Origin of the sequence: Urbifossiella limnaea, assembly GCF_007747215.1 — a bacterium.
In the GTDB taxonomy this organism is placed as follows: domain Bacteria; phylum Planctomycetota; class Planctomycetia; order Gemmatales; family Gemmataceae; genus Urbifossiella; species Urbifossiella limnaea.
Window position 1 is genome coordinate 1583104 of the sequence record NZ_CP036273.1, and the last position, 14895, is coordinate 1597998.

General features: G+C 73.4%; 14 protein-coding genes. 4 read left to right on the top strand and 10 right to left on the bottom strand.

Going from position 1 to position 14895, the window contains the following annotated elements; genetic code table 11:
• The first annotated feature begins 58 nt into the window (after positions 1-58).
• The gene (rpiA, locus tag ETAA1_RS06375; RefSeq protein ID WP_238389385.1) at positions 59-733 is read left to right on the top strand and encodes a ribose-5-phosphate isomerase RpiA; all 675 of its coding nucleotides are present in this window, start codon (positions 59-61) and stop codon (positions 731-733) included.
• A gap of 3 nt (positions 734-736) precedes the next feature.
• Here the strand turns inward: rpiA and ETAA1_RS06380 are convergent, their stop codons facing one another.
• The 7 genes from ETAA1_RS06380 to ETAA1_RS31560 form a co-directional block, all read right to left on the bottom strand.
• Positions 737-1984 carry a zinc ribbon domain-containing protein gene (locus ETAA1_RS06380; RefSeq protein ID WP_145235334.1) on the bottom strand — a complete coding sequence of 416 codons (1248 nt, stop codon included), beginning with the start codon at positions 1982-1984 and terminating at the stop codon, positions 737-739.
• A gap of 110 nt (positions 1985-2094) precedes the next feature.
• A complete protein-coding gene (locus ETAA1_RS06385) occupies positions 2095-4206 on the bottom strand; it encodes an alpha/beta hydrolase family protein (RefSeq protein WP_145235335.1) in 2112 nt (703 codons plus the stop codon).
• 161 nt (positions 4207-4367) lie between these two features.
• Complete coding sequence (locus tag ETAA1_RS06390) at positions 4368-5177, bottom strand: TolB family protein (protein WP_145235337.1); 810 nt, start codon at positions 5175-5177, stop codon at positions 4368-4370.
• Complete coding sequence (locus ETAA1_RS06395) at positions 5164-6474, bottom strand: DUF1501 domain-containing protein (RefSeq protein ID WP_145235339.1); 1311 nt, start codon at positions 6472-6474, stop codon at positions 5164-5166. The genes ETAA1_RS06390 and ETAA1_RS06395 overlap by 14 nt, the downstream gene beginning before the upstream one ends.
• 91 nt (positions 6475-6565) lie before the next feature.
• Positions 6566-7045, bottom strand: coding sequence for a hypothetical protein (locus ETAA1_RS06400; RefSeq protein WP_145235341.1), 480 nt, complete (start codon positions 7043-7045; stop codon positions 6566-6568).
• Between the two features lie 109 nt (positions 7046-7154).
• Positions 7155-7622 (bottom strand): hypothetical protein, encoded by a 468-nt coding sequence (locus ETAA1_RS06405; protein ID WP_145235343.1) that lies wholly within the window; start codon positions 7620-7622, stop codon positions 7155-7157.
• A gap of 522 nt (positions 7623-8144) precedes the next feature.
• Positions 8145-8462 carry a hypothetical protein gene (locus ETAA1_RS31560; protein ID WP_202920695.1) on the bottom strand — a complete coding sequence of 106 codons (318 nt, stop codon included), beginning with the start codon at positions 8460-8462 and terminating at the stop codon, positions 8145-8147.
• A gap of 228 nt (positions 8463-8690) precedes the next feature.
• Here ETAA1_RS31560 and ETAA1_RS06420 point away from each other — a divergent pair, with 228 nt between their 5' ends.
• Positions 8691-9476 (top strand): hypothetical protein, encoded by a 786-nt coding sequence (locus tag ETAA1_RS06420; RefSeq protein WP_145235345.1) that lies wholly within the window; start codon positions 8691-8693, stop codon positions 9474-9476.
• Positions 9477-9505: 29 nt separating this feature from the next.
• Positions 9506-10672, top strand: a complete 1167-nt coding sequence (locus ETAA1_RS33365; RefSeq protein ID WP_202920696.1) for a polysaccharide biosynthesis/export family protein — start codon at positions 9506-9508, stop codon at positions 10670-10672.
• 5 nt (positions 10673-10677) lie between these two features.
• Here the strand turns inward: ETAA1_RS33365 and ETAA1_RS06430 are convergent, their stop codons facing one another.
• Both ETAA1_RS06430 and ETAA1_RS06435 read right to left on the bottom strand, forming a co-directional pair.
• Complete coding sequence (locus ETAA1_RS06430) at positions 10678-11067, bottom strand: VOC family protein (RefSeq protein WP_145235349.1); 390 nt, start codon at positions 11065-11067, stop codon at positions 10678-10680.
• Between the two features lie 42 nt (positions 11068-11109).
• Positions 11110-11667 carry an ECF-type sigma factor gene (locus tag ETAA1_RS06435; protein ID WP_145235351.1) on the bottom strand — a complete coding sequence of 186 codons (558 nt, stop codon included), beginning with the start codon at positions 11665-11667 and terminating at the stop codon, positions 11110-11112.
• A 243-nt stretch (positions 11668-11910) separates the two neighbouring features.
• Between ETAA1_RS06435 and ETAA1_RS06440 the strand changes: the two genes are divergently transcribed.
• Entirely contained in the window at positions 11911-13077 is a 1167-nt protein-coding gene (locus ETAA1_RS06440) for a serine/threonine-protein kinase (protein WP_145235352.1), read from the top strand.
• A 55-nt stretch (positions 13078-13132) separates the two neighbouring features.
• On the opposite strand, the gene ETAA1_RS06445 is transcribed toward ETAA1_RS06440, so the two are convergent.
• A complete protein-coding gene (locus ETAA1_RS06445) occupies positions 13133-14878 on the bottom strand; it encodes an alkaline phosphatase family protein (protein ID WP_145235353.1) in 1746 nt (581 codons plus the stop codon).
• Positions 14879-14895: the final 17 nt, after the last annotated feature.

Genomic DNA, 14895 nt, shown 5'->3' on the forward strand with positions numbered 1-14895 from the left:
CGACGGCGACCCGGATGTAGTATGAGGGGCCACCGCACAGTTCACCGGGAGTCCGCCCGTGACCAACGTCGAAGCCGCGCTCGCCCTGGTAGCCGACGGCATGACCCTCGGCCTCGGCTCCGGGAAGGCGTCCGAGAAGTTCATCGCCGCGCTCGGCGACCGGGTCCGCGCCGGCCTCCGCGTCCGCGGCGTCCCCACGTCGCGCGGGTCGGCCGAGCTGGCGGCGCGCGTCGGCGTGCCGCTCGTCGAACTGGCCGACGGTCTGCCCCTCGACATCACCTTCGACGGCGCCGACGAGGTGGACCCGCAGTTGAATCTGCTGAAGGGGTACGGCAACGCCCTCGTCCGCGAGAAGGTTGTGGCCGCGGCGTCCGGCCGGCTGGTGATCCTGGTCGGCCCGGAGCGGTCGGCGGAGAAGCTGGTGCCGGCGCTCGGCTCGCGCGGCAAGCTGCCGGTGGAGGTGGTGGCATTCGCGCTGCCGCTGGTGGCCGACCGGCTGGCGAGGCTCGGCTACCCGGCCGACCCGCTGCGGACGCCCGGCGGTGACGTGTTCCTGAGCGACAACGGCAACCCGATCTTGCACGCGAGGGTCGGCCCGCTCGCCGACCCCGGGGCGCTCGACCGGGCGCTGCACGCCGTGCCCGGCGTCGTGGACACGGGCCTGTTTCTCGGCATGGCGGAGCGGGTGATCGTGCAGCACGAGGACGGCCGCGTCGAGACGCGAACGCGCTGACCGTCACCGCACCGGCTTGCTGTCCTCCACGTCCTCGATGTGAGTGCGGATGCCGCCGCGGACGGCGCCGACCGCCCGCGCGTAGCAGCCGAACACCAGCAGCCAGCCGAGCATTTTCGCCGCCTCTTCCATGAACTTCCAGTCGGCGTCCAGCGGCTTGGGGCGGCCGAGGTCGGAGCCGTGCTTCACGTACTGCTCCCAGCCCACCGTCGCTACCAGGTACGCCAGCCCGACGAGTAGCGCGAAGCGGCCGACGGCGCGCGCCGCGGCCGGCTTCCGGACCGCGCCGGCGGCGTTGCCGAGGGCCATCAGGAACCAAAACTCGGCGAGCGCGCCGCCGACCACCAGCGCCGTGGTGGCGTACCTGCCGGCGTCGTAGAAATGGACCTTCTCGCACACCGGGATCGACAGCGCCCCCACGAGCGCCATCAACGTGAACAGGCCCGAGAAGAAGAACAGCCCCTTCGCCCCACTGCCGCCCGGGGCGCCGCCGGCGATCAACCGGCCGAACACCATCAGGAAGCCGCCCAGTAGCACCGGAAGGCCGTAGGCCAGCACGTCGATGTCTTCGCGCTGGGTGGTGTGGATCACGTCCACACCCTCGGTGTTCAAGTAGCCGTCGATCTTCAACCAGCCGGGGCCGTTGGGCAACTCGCCGACGGCCCGCTCGTACACCAGCTTGCCGAACGGCACCATGCCGATCAGGGCCAGGAAGCACAGCCCGAACGTGACCCAGCGCAGCCCGCGGTAGGCGGCCCGCCAGCCGGGCACGCTCTCGGCGTCGGCCGGGCGCGGCTTCTTGCCGCCCTTCTTCTCGGTGCGGTCCGGCGGGGTGTACGTCGGCTCGTCGGTGACCGCCGGGCGGTGCGGCCAGGGGCGCTCGCGGTCCTTCGCCGGCGGGCTCGCCTCCACCTCCAACAGCAGCGGCTGCGAGGCGGTCCGGTCGGCGCCCCAGTCGGCGGCCTGGGCCGGGGCCACGGGGACGGGCTTCGGCTTCGGCACGGGCGGCGGCGTCGGCGGGTCTACCGGTGGCAGCGCGAAGTCGGGGGACGACGGCGCCGGCTTGCGGATCGGCGGGGGCGGGGCGGACGCCGACAGCGACTCGGTGGGGGCGCCGGCGGCGGCCGACTCTTCGGCCGTGGGGACGGGGACGGCGGCCTGGCAGAACGGGCACTTGACCCGCTTCCCGGCCGACTCGTCGCGGGCGCGGAACCGCTTCCCGCACGACGGGCAACCCAGGGTGATCGGCATGGGGGTGTCTCCGACCGGCGGGGAGGGCGGCACGACCGGCCGCGGGTTGGGACATGCTATGACAGCCGGCCCAGCGGCGGAAGGGCGAACCGCCGGGCCGGCCGACCCGCTCAGGACAACAGCCAGCGGACGACCGCGGCGTCGTCCTGCTTCTCGGCGTGCCGCACCAGCTTGTCCTTCGCCCCGGCCGCGTCGTAGGCGCCCTCCGCGAGCCGGCCGATGCCCGTGCCCGCGTGGTTGTGAACGTACACGTCCGCCGGCGCCGCCAGCGCCAGCGCCGCGCCGAGGCCGCCGTACTTCACCGCCCCCGGCAGCAGCATCGGGTCCGACGTGGTGGTGATGCCGTCGAAGCGGAAGCGGTTCAGGTCGGCGGCCGTGCGCGCCACCGCGTCGCCGGCCACGCCGCGGGCCAGCGCCACGGCCGGCCCCATCGCCCCCCACCCCACCAGCAGCACGCGCCGGGCCTTCAGCACGGTGCGGGCGAAGGCGACCGTCGTGAGGACGTCGCGCACCTGCTCGGCGAGCCGCGGCAGGTTGTAGCCGAACGTGTAGCCGGCGAACTTCGCGTCCACCGGCACCGGCTTCGCCGGCGTCGCCTCACCCACGCCCAGCACGTCCGGGGCGAGTACGGCGGCGCCCGCAGCGAGGATCGGGAGCGCCGCCGCGGCCGGCCGGTTCGCCGCGACGAGGCTGCTCTTGCCGTCCGGGTGCACCCACACGACGACCGTCTCGCCGCGGAACGTCGGGCTCAGCATCCCCACCGTCGGCACCGCGTCCGCGCCGCCGACGCGGCCGATCACGGCGCGGTGGAGCACGGCCCCGTCGATCTTCGTCTCCTGCGGTCCGAACCGAACGGCGGCCTGGCCCGGCAGCCCGCCGCCGAGCATCACCCGGAACGCCGTGCCGACCACGCGGCGCCACTCGTCGCGGGTGAGGGCCAACTTCGCCAGCTGCGCCTCGGACGCGGCCGAGAGCGCCGCCCGCAGGCGCGGCGCGTCCAGCTCGTCGGCCGGGCGCGGGTGGGCGGCGTCGTACACGCGGAGTTCGGCGGGCGGCACCGGCGTGTACGGCGGCTCGGCGTGCGCGGCTTGCGCCTCGGGCACGCCCTGGAGGTGGCGGCGGAACCAGGCGTACATCATCTGCCGGGCGTGGACGTTGTACTGGTGCCCGTACTCGAGCCACGCCCGCGCGGCGAAGTTGTCGGGGGAGCCGAGCAGCGTGTAGAGCGCCTTCAACTCCGGGGCGCCCTTCGTGTCGATGTCCTTCGTCCAGTCGTTGGCCGCGCTCAGCGCCAGCGGCTTCGGCGCGAACACGGCCGCCACCTCGACGTTGCCGGTGCCGACGCGGAGGTACGAGCAGTTCTCGCACTGGCAGCCGCCCTGCATCGCGGTGCTCACCATCACCGCCGGGAACGCCGCCGCGAGGCGGTCGTCGATCGCGGCGAGGATGAACGTCTGCGTGCCGCCGCCGCTCGCGCCGGTCATGCCGACCTTCGCCGCGTCGACGTCCGGGAGGCCGCACACGAAGTCGAGGGCGCGGACGCTGTTCCACGTCTGCAACCCCATCGCCGACTGGAGCCGCAACTCGGCGGCCGCGTCGGTGAAGCCGCCGCCGTGGGGGATCGCGGTGCTGTCGGCGACGCCGACCATGTCGTACTGGAAGACGACGAACCCGAGGCGGGCGAGGGTCGCGGGGATGGCCTGCATGAAGTAGCGGGCGCGCTCCAGGTCGGGCTCGCCCTTCTCCTTCACGCTGGCGGCCGCTGCCGAGTCGGTGGCGACGTGCAGCCGGCCGTTGGCCCAGTGGCCGTGGGCGAACAGCACGGCCGGCGACTTCGTCCCGCCCTTACCCGCGGGCCGGTACAGGTTGCCGCTGACGTAGTGACCCGGCGTGCTGGCGAAGAACACCTTCTCGATGGTGTACCCGTCGCGCTCGATCTTCCCGTGAACGACGGGGTTCAGCGGCGTCTTCTCGGGCAGCGGCCACAGCCCGTTGGCGACGAGCACCTGCTCGCGGACGGCCTGCCGGCGCGCGGCCCACTCCTCGCGCGTCTTCGGCACGACGAACGGGAAGTCGCCGTTGAGCGTCTTGGGGGCGCCGCGGCGCGGGTCGACTGGCCCGCGGGCGTCGGCGGGGAGGCGGGTGGGGTCGGCGTCCTGGCCGAGGGCGGCGGTTCCGATACCGGCGAACCAGAGGGCGAGGGCGTCGCGGCGGGTCAGCATGGGAGGGGCTCCGGACCGGTGGGATGCCCGGAAAGTACGCGGCCGCTCGGGGCGCGTCAACCGGTCAGGCTTGAACGTGGCGCTCGCTCGGCCGGCCGGGGCTGTGGAGCCGCGCGGCAGAATCGGGGGATGACCCCCGGCTCGCCGCGCCGGCGGGATGATCAGGAAGAGGCTCGGACCCCGACGCGGTACAGGTCGAACCGGCCGCCGCGCTCGCCGACGAACACCACCGCCCGGCCGTCCAGCGTCCACGTCGGGTAGTCGCTCCGCTCGGCGGCGCCGGCCAACTTCACCAGCCCCGTGCCGTCCGCGTTCACGGCGTGAATCTCGTACACGCCGCCGCGGTTCCACGTGAACGCCAGCCGCCGGCCGTCCGGCGACCACGCCGGCCGCGCCTGCATCCCGTCCAGGGCCGCCACCCGCCGCACGCCCGTGCCGTCGGCCGACATCACGTACAGGTCGAAGGTGCCGTCGCGGCTCGAACAGAAGGCGATGCGGCTGCCGTCCGGCGAGTACGCGGGCCAGTTGTTGATGCCGCCCGTAGTCAAGGTGCGGCGGTTCTTGCCGTCGGCCCCCACGAGCGCGATCTCCTGCCCGGTGGTAGCCGGGATGGCGAAGCAGACGCCGTCGCCGCGCGGGTGGAAGCTCGGCCGCCGCACCGCCGCGAAGCCGCCGCCGGGGTCGAACACCGACTCGCGGCCGCCGGCGTCGCGGATCACCAGCTTCATGTTCAGGTTGCCGCGGCTCTGCACGAAGGCGTACGCAGCACCGTCGGCCGTGAACGTCGCCTCGAACTCGTTCGTGGTCGCCTCCGGGTGGAGCGGCGTCGCCGCGGACCCGCGCAGCCGCACGAGCCGCAGTTGCACGGCGCTTTCGAGCACGGTGTAGACAATGTCGCCGGTCGGCAGCACGACCGGGTCGAACTTCGCGGCGCCGTCGGTGGTGAGGCGCACGGGGTCAGAAGAGTTCATGGATGGCCCTCGCCCCCGGCAGCACCCGCAGCTCGGCCCGCGCCTGCGAATCGACGCCGGCCAACTCCAGCACCGTCGCCCCGACCATGCCCGGCGTGATTGGTTCCGTGAGCGGCGCGGCGCCGGTGCGGTCGCTGTCGCCGACGACGGTGCCCCCGCGGACGCCGCACCCGGCCCACAGCGAGAAGTAGCACTGCGGCCAGTGGTCGCGGCTCGCCTGGCCGTTCACCCGCGGCGTGCGGCCGAACTCCCCCATCGCCAGCACCAGCGTGCTGTCCAGCATCCCCCGGTCGCGCAGGTCGTCGAGCAGCGCCGCGTACGCGCGGTCGAACACGGGGCCGTGGCGGTCCGGCAGCAGGTCGAAGTTGAAGACGTGGGTGTCCCAGCCGAAGTCGCAGTTGGGCGTCATCGCCTCGACGTACTGGCTCCAGTTCACCTGGATGTACGGCACGCCGGCCTCGGCGAGGCGACGCGCCAGGAGGCAGCTCTGGCCGAACGACGTGTGCCCGTAGGCGTCGCGGGTCGAGCCACGTTCGCGGCTCAGGTCGAGGGCCGCGCGGGCGTCGGGCGTGGTGAGCAGGGCGTAGGCGCGGCGGGTGGCCGCGTCCCACCTGCCGGGCGCGGCGGCGTCCCCGGTGCGGGCGACGCGGTCGAGCTCGGCGAGCAGCCGACGGCGGTCGTCGAGCGCGGCGGGGGACAGGCCGTCGAGCAGGCGCAGTGCGGGGATGTCGGTCTCGCCGGCCGGGGTGCAGCCGACGAGGAAGGGGTCGTAGTTGCGGCCCCAGGTGCCGCCGCCGAAGCCCTTCATGGGGCCGACCACGTCGCGCGGGTTGCCGCGGCCGAGGGCCACGAACGCGGGCAGGTCGCCGCCGCCGCGGTGCCGCGCCACGACCGAGCCGAAGTTCGGCGCCGCACCGTCCTTCCCTTCGAGCACGCCGGTCAGGCCGATCGACCCGGCCTTGAGGTGGTCGCCGTCGAAGTTGACGTTCGAGCGGACGAGGGCGAACCGGTCCGACCGCGCGGCGGTCTTCGGGAACAGCTCGGTGACGCGGACGCCGGCGGTGCGGGTGGGGATGGTGCCGAACGGCCCGCGGACCTCGGCGGGGGCATTCGGCTTCGGGTCGAACGTGTCGATGTGGCTGGGGGCGCCCCACAGCCACAGCACGATGACCGACCGCGCTCGCCCCGGGGTGGCGGCGGCGGTGCCGGCGAAGGGGACGGCCGCGGACGCGGCGAGGAACGCCCGGCGGGAGACGCCGCCGTGCAGGGCGGAGGGGAAGCTGCCGACCTCGAACATGGGACGACCCGGCGGAGGGGCGGCGGGGGAAGGCTGTTCTTCAGTGTCCGCCGACGCGCGGCCCGGGTCAAATCCAATTTCCGGCCCCGCGTCAGTCCGGCAGCGCCCGGTACTCCGCCTCCAGCCGGGCCGACAGTTCCGCCCACGCGGCCGGGTTGTCCAGGTACTCGTTGGCCAGCTTGTCGATCGCGTACCGCGCCACCCGGCGGCGATGCGTCGGGGCGGTCGGGTGGGCGTACTCCAGGCCGTCCTGCCAGGCCGTACGACCCTGGTTCAGCACGATCAGCTCGTCGACCGCCCTGTCGAGCGTCAGCCGGCCGTCGGCCAGCCGCGTCACCACGCCGAGCGAGCCGCGGATCTGGCTCATGATCGACTCGTGCTCCACGGCCAGGTCGTCACCGCGGGCCAGCGTCACGGCCAAGTCGGCCCGCGCGTCGCCGGCGTTCCACACGTCCAGGCCGGCGGCCCGCGACCACTCGGGGGCCACCGCGTGGGCCACCCCCAGGGTCAGCACGATGCCGGCCAGCGTGGCGGCGGACGCGATCCCGGGGCGGCGGTGTAGGGCGGTCATAACGAGCTCCTCGGCAGCAAAACGGGTCACGCCCCGGCCTCGCGGCCGGGTCGGTTAAGGAGTGGAGAGGGGGGAGATGCGCCGCCGAGAGGGGGCGGCGCGGGAGAAGTTACCGCGCGGCGGGGAGGTCCGCGTCCTGCATCCGCGACAGCTCGGCCTCCAGCCGGTCGAGTACGGCGGCCCGCTCGGCGGCGGACGCCCGCGCGGTGGCGTAGTCGATCACGTTCCGGGCCGCCAACTCCAGGTCCGAGTCTTCGGGAGCGGACGTGCGAAGCACCGACAGGTACGACGGCTCGTCGGCAGACAGTTCCAGGAACTGGTGGGTGACGGCGGCCAGGTCCGTCTGTCCGGCCAGGAGCTGACCGATGAGATCTTCCTTGACGATGATTCGCCGCAGGATGGCGTCGTCGCGGTCGGTGAGGGTCTCGGAGTGCTGCACCTCGGTGGCCAACTCGGCGCGGGCGTCGGTGAGGTTCCAGAAGTCCACGCCGGCGGCGCGGGCCAGGCCGGGGTGCAGGACCACGACGGCGGCAAAGACCGCAGTCAGAAGCATGTAGCGGACACGCAGGCGGATCATCACGCGGAGAGTCTCCAAATACCAGGAGAACAGCGCCCCCCAACCGGCGGTGCGGGCCGACGGGCGGGTGCCGGGGCAGTTTAGCCGGCGGCTGTTGTGGGCCGATGGCCGTCGGGTGAAGCTTCCGGGAGGGTTCCCGGGGCCGCCCGAGTGGGTCGGGTGCGCGGACGGGCCGCGCGGGAGGGGCCGCCGAACGGATCGGGTCGGTGTTCCAGGCCGACCCGCCGCACGGGGCAGGGGGTGGGAGTTCGCTCTTCCAACCGTAGCTCGCGGGTACACCGCGTGCGACAACTATCTGATAGGCAACCGCGGTGCCGCGTTCCCGATTCGGCGCAAGGTTGCCGTAACTGCCTGATTTCGGAAGGGGTTGCCGCGTGTGAAGCCGGCGTGATGGGAGGGCGAGAGTCGCGGAGGTGCTGCGGGCTCGGGCGAGGGTGCTGCGAAATGATACAGTCGGGGTCGCCGCCGCTCGCGGGAGTGCTGTGGGGCGCGGCACCGCCACGAGCGGCAGTAATCTGCTGATCAGACCACCGGAGCCGGCTCCGGGGTGGGTTCCGGCGCGGGAGCCGGGGCCGGGGCCGCGATCGGCTCCGCGGCGGGCACCGGGGCCGGGCTGGCGGCCGGCGTCTTGGCCACGACGCGCTTCCTGGCGACCGGCTTCTTCTTCACCTGCGCCACGGCCGGGGCCGCCTTCGCGGGGGCCTTCTTGGCCGGCACCTTCTTGGCCGGGGCCTTCTTGGCGGCCGGCTTCTTGGTCACCTTCTTCGCCGCCGGGGCCGCCTTCGCGGCGGGCTTCTTGGCGGCGGGCTTCTTGGCCGCCGGCTTCTTCGCAGTCGCCATCGAGAAATCTCCTGAGAAAGGACGTGCGATCGGCCCGACCGCCGGAACCGGAACGGTCGTTACCGGACCATCGTCCGCGGCCCGGGCGTCGGCCAACGGAAATTGCGCCGGTTGCCGCCGTCCCGCGGGTTACCGCCGGAGTGACCGTCAAACCCGGCGGGGCCGACACAACCGGTCAACTCGGGTGCGGCCGACGGCCGATGAGAAAGGACGACCGGGAGGGCGGTTATGAGGTGGAAGCGGGTGGTCTGGGCGGGCTGGCTGGCCCCGGCGCTCGGCGGGTGCCACACCCCCGGCGCGCCGGGCGTGCCCGAGTTGCCGTCCGGCGGGCTCGTCGCCCACACCCAGGCGGCGATCGAGCACCGCATCCGCGCCGACGCCCGCGAGGCGTGGAAGGCGGTGCGCGCCGAGTACCCGCGCCGCTGCTTCACGGCCGAGTTCCACGACGGCTTTCTCGACGGCTACGCCGACCACCTGGACCGCGGCGGCGACGGCACCCCGCCGCCGACGCCGCCCCTGCGCTACACCCGCCACGCCCGCTACTTCACGCCCGAGGGGCACGTCCTGCTGAAGGACTATTTCCTCGGCTTCAAGTACGGCGCCGACGTGGCGGTTGCGACCGGCCAGCGCCAGTTCCTGACGGTGCCGGTGCTCGTGCCCGACGGCGGCTCCGCGGCGCTTGCCGACGTCGTGACGCCGGCCGCGCCGCCGACGCCGCCGTCGGACCGGGCGGCGCCGCTGCCTCAGCCGTTGCCGCCGCCGAACGCCGTGCCCAAGAGTGACCAACCAGCCGCCCCGCCGGGGCCGTCGCTGTCGAAGTTCCCGGAGTCGGTGGCCCCGGCCGCGCTGCCGGTGAGCCTGCCGGTGCCGCGCCTGCCCGAGCCGCCGGCCGCGGTGCCGACGCTGCCCGCCCACGTGCCGACGCCGCCGGTGACCGACGACCTGCCGCTGTTCCGCCCGGACCACGACGCGCCGATGCCGATGCCGGTCGTCCACCCGGACCCGACGCGCTAACCGGACTTCGTCCTCGACGGATGCGACCCATGACCCGCCCCGCCGCCGCCCTCGCCGTTCTGGCCGTCGCGCTCGCGGGCGGCTGCGCCGGCGGGCCGCAGCCGGTCGCCGACGGCATCCCCGTGCGCCGCCTCCCCGCCGAGGTGCTCGGCCGGCCCAAGAGCGGCCTCGAACCCGTGCCGCTGCCGCTCCTCCGCAGGCAGGCGGAGCCGGCGTACCGCGTCGACAGGGGCGACGTGCTCACGGTCTTCGCCGAGGACGTACTCGGCGTGCGGAACCAGATTCCCGTTCAGCCGAACCCCAACCCGACGGCCCCCACCCCCGCCGCGCAAGGCTACCCGGTCACGGTCGCCGACGACGGCACGCTGAGCATCCCCGAGGTGCCGCCAATCCCGGTGAAGGGGAAGACGCTGCCCGAGGTCCGCGACGCCGTCGCGAAGGCAATCACGGTCGACAGGAAGCTCATCATCCCGGGCAAGGAACGCGTCTCGGTCGACCTGCTGCAGAAGCGCCGCGTCCGGGTGCTGGTGGTGCGCGACGACCTGAACCCCGGCGCCGGCGGTGCCTCGCTGCTGCTCGACGCCGACCGGTCCGACGTACTCGAAGCGCTGACGCGGACCGGCGGTCTGCCGGGGCCGAACGGCAAGCCGGAGGTGCTGATCCGCCGCGGGCCGAACGTGAGCGACCAGGACCAGTTGACGGTGCGCGTACCGCTGCGGGTGCCGCACGGGCTGCCGATCGCGCTGACGGAGGCGGACATCACCCTCGGCGAGGGCGACACGCTGCACGTGTTGGCGCGGGACGCGGACGATGGCTACACGGTGGTGGGCGGGACGGGCTGCGGCTCGCACCCGTTGCCGCGGGACGCGGACCTGCGGGTAGTGGAGGCGCTGTCGCGGGCGGGCTGCCCGGCGCCGGCGTGCGGGTGGGTGACGGTGGTGCGGAAGCTGGGCTGCGACCGGACGCTGCCGATCCGGGTGGACCTGGCAGAGGCGCTGCGCGACCCGCGCGAGAACATCCTGGTTCAGCCGGGCGACACGCTGGTGCTGCCGGCGGCGCACGGCCACGGGGGGTGCGGCTCGCCGTGCGGGACGACGTGTCCGCCGCACCACTGGTTCAAGCTGCCGGGCTGGCTCTCGCCGCTCGGCCCGCGGTCGTGGCCGGTCCTCGGGTGCGACGACTGCGGCGACCTGTAGCCGCCTCAAGCCGGCCAGGCCGCATTCTGCAGCACGACGCGGTAGCCGTCGGGGTCCGTGAAGGTGCGGCCGAGGCGGTCCCAGTACGGGTTCTCCGCCGGCACCGGCCGGTGCCCGAGCCCTTCCAGCCGCGCGACCGCGGCCTGCCACGCCTCCGCGTCCGGCAGGTAGAAGACGAGCAGGTGCTCGCCGCTCGGGGCGCCGCCGGCCCGGTGGCCGGGGCGGCGCGTGAACTCCAGATGGTAGCCCGCACCCGCCCGGCCGAGCATGACGCCGTCGAACCCGTCGTGGTCGCGGAACGACGCCAGCACGTCGAACCCGAGGCCGTCGCGGTAGAAGGCGACGAGCGCGTCCAGGTCGTTGGTCGGCCGGGCGACGCGGAGGTGGGCGTTCAGGTTCGTGCCTCCGCTGTCACGGGTTGTGTTTTCGGTTGCAGGTCAAACGTTACCCCCCACCGCGCGGAACAGCCACGCCCGCGCGTAGGCCCAGTGGCGCTTCGCCGTCGCCGCCGACACGCCCATCGCCGCCGCGGCCTCGTCGAGCGTCAGGCCGGCGAAGTAGCGCAGCTTCACCATCTCCGCCTTCTCCGGGTGCTCGGCCGCAAATCGGTCCAGCGCCGCGTCCAGGGCCAGCAGCTCCTCCGCCGGCGGACCCGACGGTGCCGCCACCTCCAACTCCGTCACGTCCACGCGGGTCATCGCGCCGCCGCGCTTCAGGGCGTCGCGGCGGCGGGCGGCCTCGACCAGGATGCGGCGCATCGCCTCGGCCGCGGCGGCGAAGAAGTGGCCGCGGCCGTCGAACGTCTGGTTCCCCACCAGCCGCAGGTACGCCTCGTGAACCAGGCCCGTCGGGTCGAGGGTGTGGCCCGGCCGTTCCGCGGCGAGGCGCGCCGCCGCCAGCCGGCGCAGCTCGGCGTACACCAGCGGCAGCAACTCGGCCGCCGCCCCCGCGTCGCCCCGGGCGGCGGCCGCCAGCACCTCGGTCACGGCAGCCATGCACCGCCTCCTCGACCCCCAATCATTCTCCCGCCGACCCCCCGCCGCGTCACGGGAACATTCACCCGGATCGGGATGAGGCGCCGACGAATAATTCGGCCCCCGGTGCAATAACCGGCACCGTCGGATTATCCGGCGCAACCCGTCGGAAATGTCGTCGGAGGTATCAAGCCGACCGGATTCGTCAGTCGATGTGTCCTAGGTTTACGCACTCGCTGTATCACCCAACCCTCGGGGCGCCCCTTGAGTACCAGCACCCGGCTCCAGCTCCGGTCGCCGTTCCTCCAGGCCGTGCTCAAGAGCGGCCTCCTCGCCGCCGACGACCTCGTCGGCGTTCTCTCCGTCTACGACCCGGACCAGATCGCCGCCGCCGAGCCGCTCCAGCTCGCTACCTTCCTCGTCCGGAAGAAGCTGCTGACGAAGTTCCAGGCGATGCAGCTCCTCAGCGGCCGGACGCACGGGTTCGTGCTCGGCCAGTACAAGATCACTCAGGGGCTGCGCCAGGACCGCGTCGGGATGGTGTTCCTGGCCGAGGACACCGACACCAAGGCCACCGTCGTCGTGAAGGTACTCCCCACCGACCGGGTGAACGACGACACGATCTACCGCCCGTTCCTCACGGAGGCGCGGGCGGCGTCGAAGGTCGTTCACGCGACGGTGGCGCGGGTGCTCGACGTCGGCATGTGGAACGGCACGCACTACGTGGCCTGCGAGTACGTCCCGGCGCCGACGCTCGACAAGGTGGTCGCCGAGAAGGGGCCGCTGAGCCCGCACCTCGCGGGGCAGGTGATCGCGCAGGCGGCCGTCGCGCTGATGCACGCCCACGGCAAGGGCCTGCTGCACCGCGACCTGAAGCCGGCGAACATCGCCGTGTTCCCCGACCGCCGCGTGAAGTTGCTCGACCTCGGCCTCACCCACATGCTCGACAACCCGTGGGCCAAGGTGACGAAGCGGATCAACCTGAAGGAGTACGCGGAGGAGATCGCGTTCATCGCCCCGGAGCAGGCGTGGGGCAGCGAGCTGGACGCCCGCTCCGACATCTACAGCCTCGGCAGCACCGCGTACTACCTGATGACGGGCGAGTTCCCGTTCCCGGGGTCGGCCAACGAGATGATGACGGAGCGGCAGCTGCACGGGGTGCCGAAGCCGTCGCTGGTGCGGGCGGGGGTGCCGCGCGAGCTCGACGCACTGGTCGAGAAGATGGGGGCGAAGGACCCGCACGCGCGGTTCCAGACGGCGGCCGAGGTGGCGGCGGCGTTCCAGGCGTGGCTGCCGATGGGCGAGTGGGCGGCGCTCGGGCTGCCGTCGATGGTTGTGCAGACGCCCCCGCCGCGGCGGGCGGCCGCGGTGCCGGCGGCGAAGAAGAAGAGCTTCTGGGCGCGGATGGTGGGGATGTTCAGCGGGAAGTAGTGTTGCCGCTCGCGGCGTAGCGCCCGAGGGCGCTACGCCGCGAGCGGTGAAAACACTATCGCCCGAGCGTCTCGGGCACCCCGTACTCGGCGTCGTCGGGCGGCGGTAGCCCCACGAACCGCGCCAGAATCGCCGCCGCCGCCTGGGGCGTCACCAGTTCCTCGCGGCGCCCGCCGCTCACCCCCGGCCCGTACGCCAGCAGCGGCACCCACGTGTCGTAGGGGTACGGCGTGCCGTGCGTCGTGCCGGTGTTGCCGGCCTTCCCCGGCAGGTCGAACGGCTTCATGAGCAGGTACACGTCGCCGCACCGCTCCGCGTAGTACGACCGCCGCACCTGCTCCGTCAGCGCGTCCGCCGGCCCCGCTCGCCCCAACTCCTCGCGGGTGAACGCCCGCGCCACGTCCGGGTGCGTGCCCAGGTACGCCGCCAGGCTGCGGGCTACCTCCGTCTTCGTCGTCTTCTTCGCGGCGATGACCCGGTCGTTGAGGTACACCCACGGGGCGCTCACGGCCTCGATCCACGCGGTCTTCTTCTCCTTCGGGTCGGGGCCGCCGAACGCCGCCGCCAGGTGCTTTTCCATCCCCTTCTGCAACTCCGACAGGTCGACCCGCTTCGCCCCGCGCGCCCGGCCGGTCGGCGACTCGGGGAGCGGGCAGACGCCGTGGTCCGCGGTCAGCGCCACGGCGTAGTTGTCGCGGCCGACCTGCCGGTCGAGGAAGCGGAGGAACTCGGCCATCAGCGCGTCCGAGCGGAGCGTCACGTCGAGCACTTCCTGCGAGTCCGGCCCCCAGGTGTGGCCGATCAGGTCGTTCGAACTGAAGCTCACCGTCAACAGGTCGGGCACGTCGTCGGCCCCGAGCTTCTCGGCGACGACGCACCGCTTGGCGAGTTCGAGGAGCATCTCGTTGCCGAACGGCGAGTTGGCCAGTGCCTCGTAGTACGCCTTGCCGGGGGTCTTGAGGCCGCCGGTGGTGGCGTGCGGGAATGTCCGCCCCTGTTTGCTGCCGCCGCCCTCGCCGGTCGCGTCGTCGTCGCCGCTGTGGGCGGGGTAGTCGAGCCCGGGGGCGAACCGCGTCCAGTCGCGGCCGAACCAGCGGTCGGCGACCTTCTCGTCGTTGAACGCCGTCACCCACGCCGGCACCGGCCGCTCCAGCCGGTCGGTGTAGTAGGTGGACGTGACGAACCGCCGGTTGAACCAGAACGCCCCGTTCGGGCGCATCCCGGTGGGGAGGATGGCAGAGCGGTCCTTGAGCGACAGGCCGAACACTTTGGACTGCTCGCCGAAGGCGCGGCGGATGGCGTCGGCCAGGGTGAAGGCGCGGAGGCGCTCCGGGTTGCCGGCGTCGGGCGGCTTGATCTCCTTGCCGGTCTTGGCGTCCACCTCGCGCGGCGGCGGCGGCACGAACGTGTAGCGGTCGCTGGCGGCGCAGTACGTGTCCCTCCCCTTCTCGTGCCAGTTGTTGTTGACGATGCCGTGCCGGGCCGGGGTGGCGCCGGTGGACACGGAGGCGTGCCCGGGGCCGGTGGTGGTGGTGGCGTAGGGGTAGTGGCAGCGGGCGAACCAGGCGCCGTCGGTTTGCAGGCGGGCGAACCCGTCGGGGCCGAACAGCGGCCGCCACTTGTCGAGGTAGTCGCCGCGGAGCTGGTCGAACATGACCAGCACGGCGAGCTTGACGCGGGGCGGCACCGCCTTCGGGGCGGGGGCGACGGGCGGCGGCGCGGCGCGGGTGAGGCCGGAAGCGACGGCCCCGGTGCCGACGACGATGGCGAAGAGTGGCAGGAGTGCGAGGGGGAGGCGCATGGTGTGGCGTCCGAGGG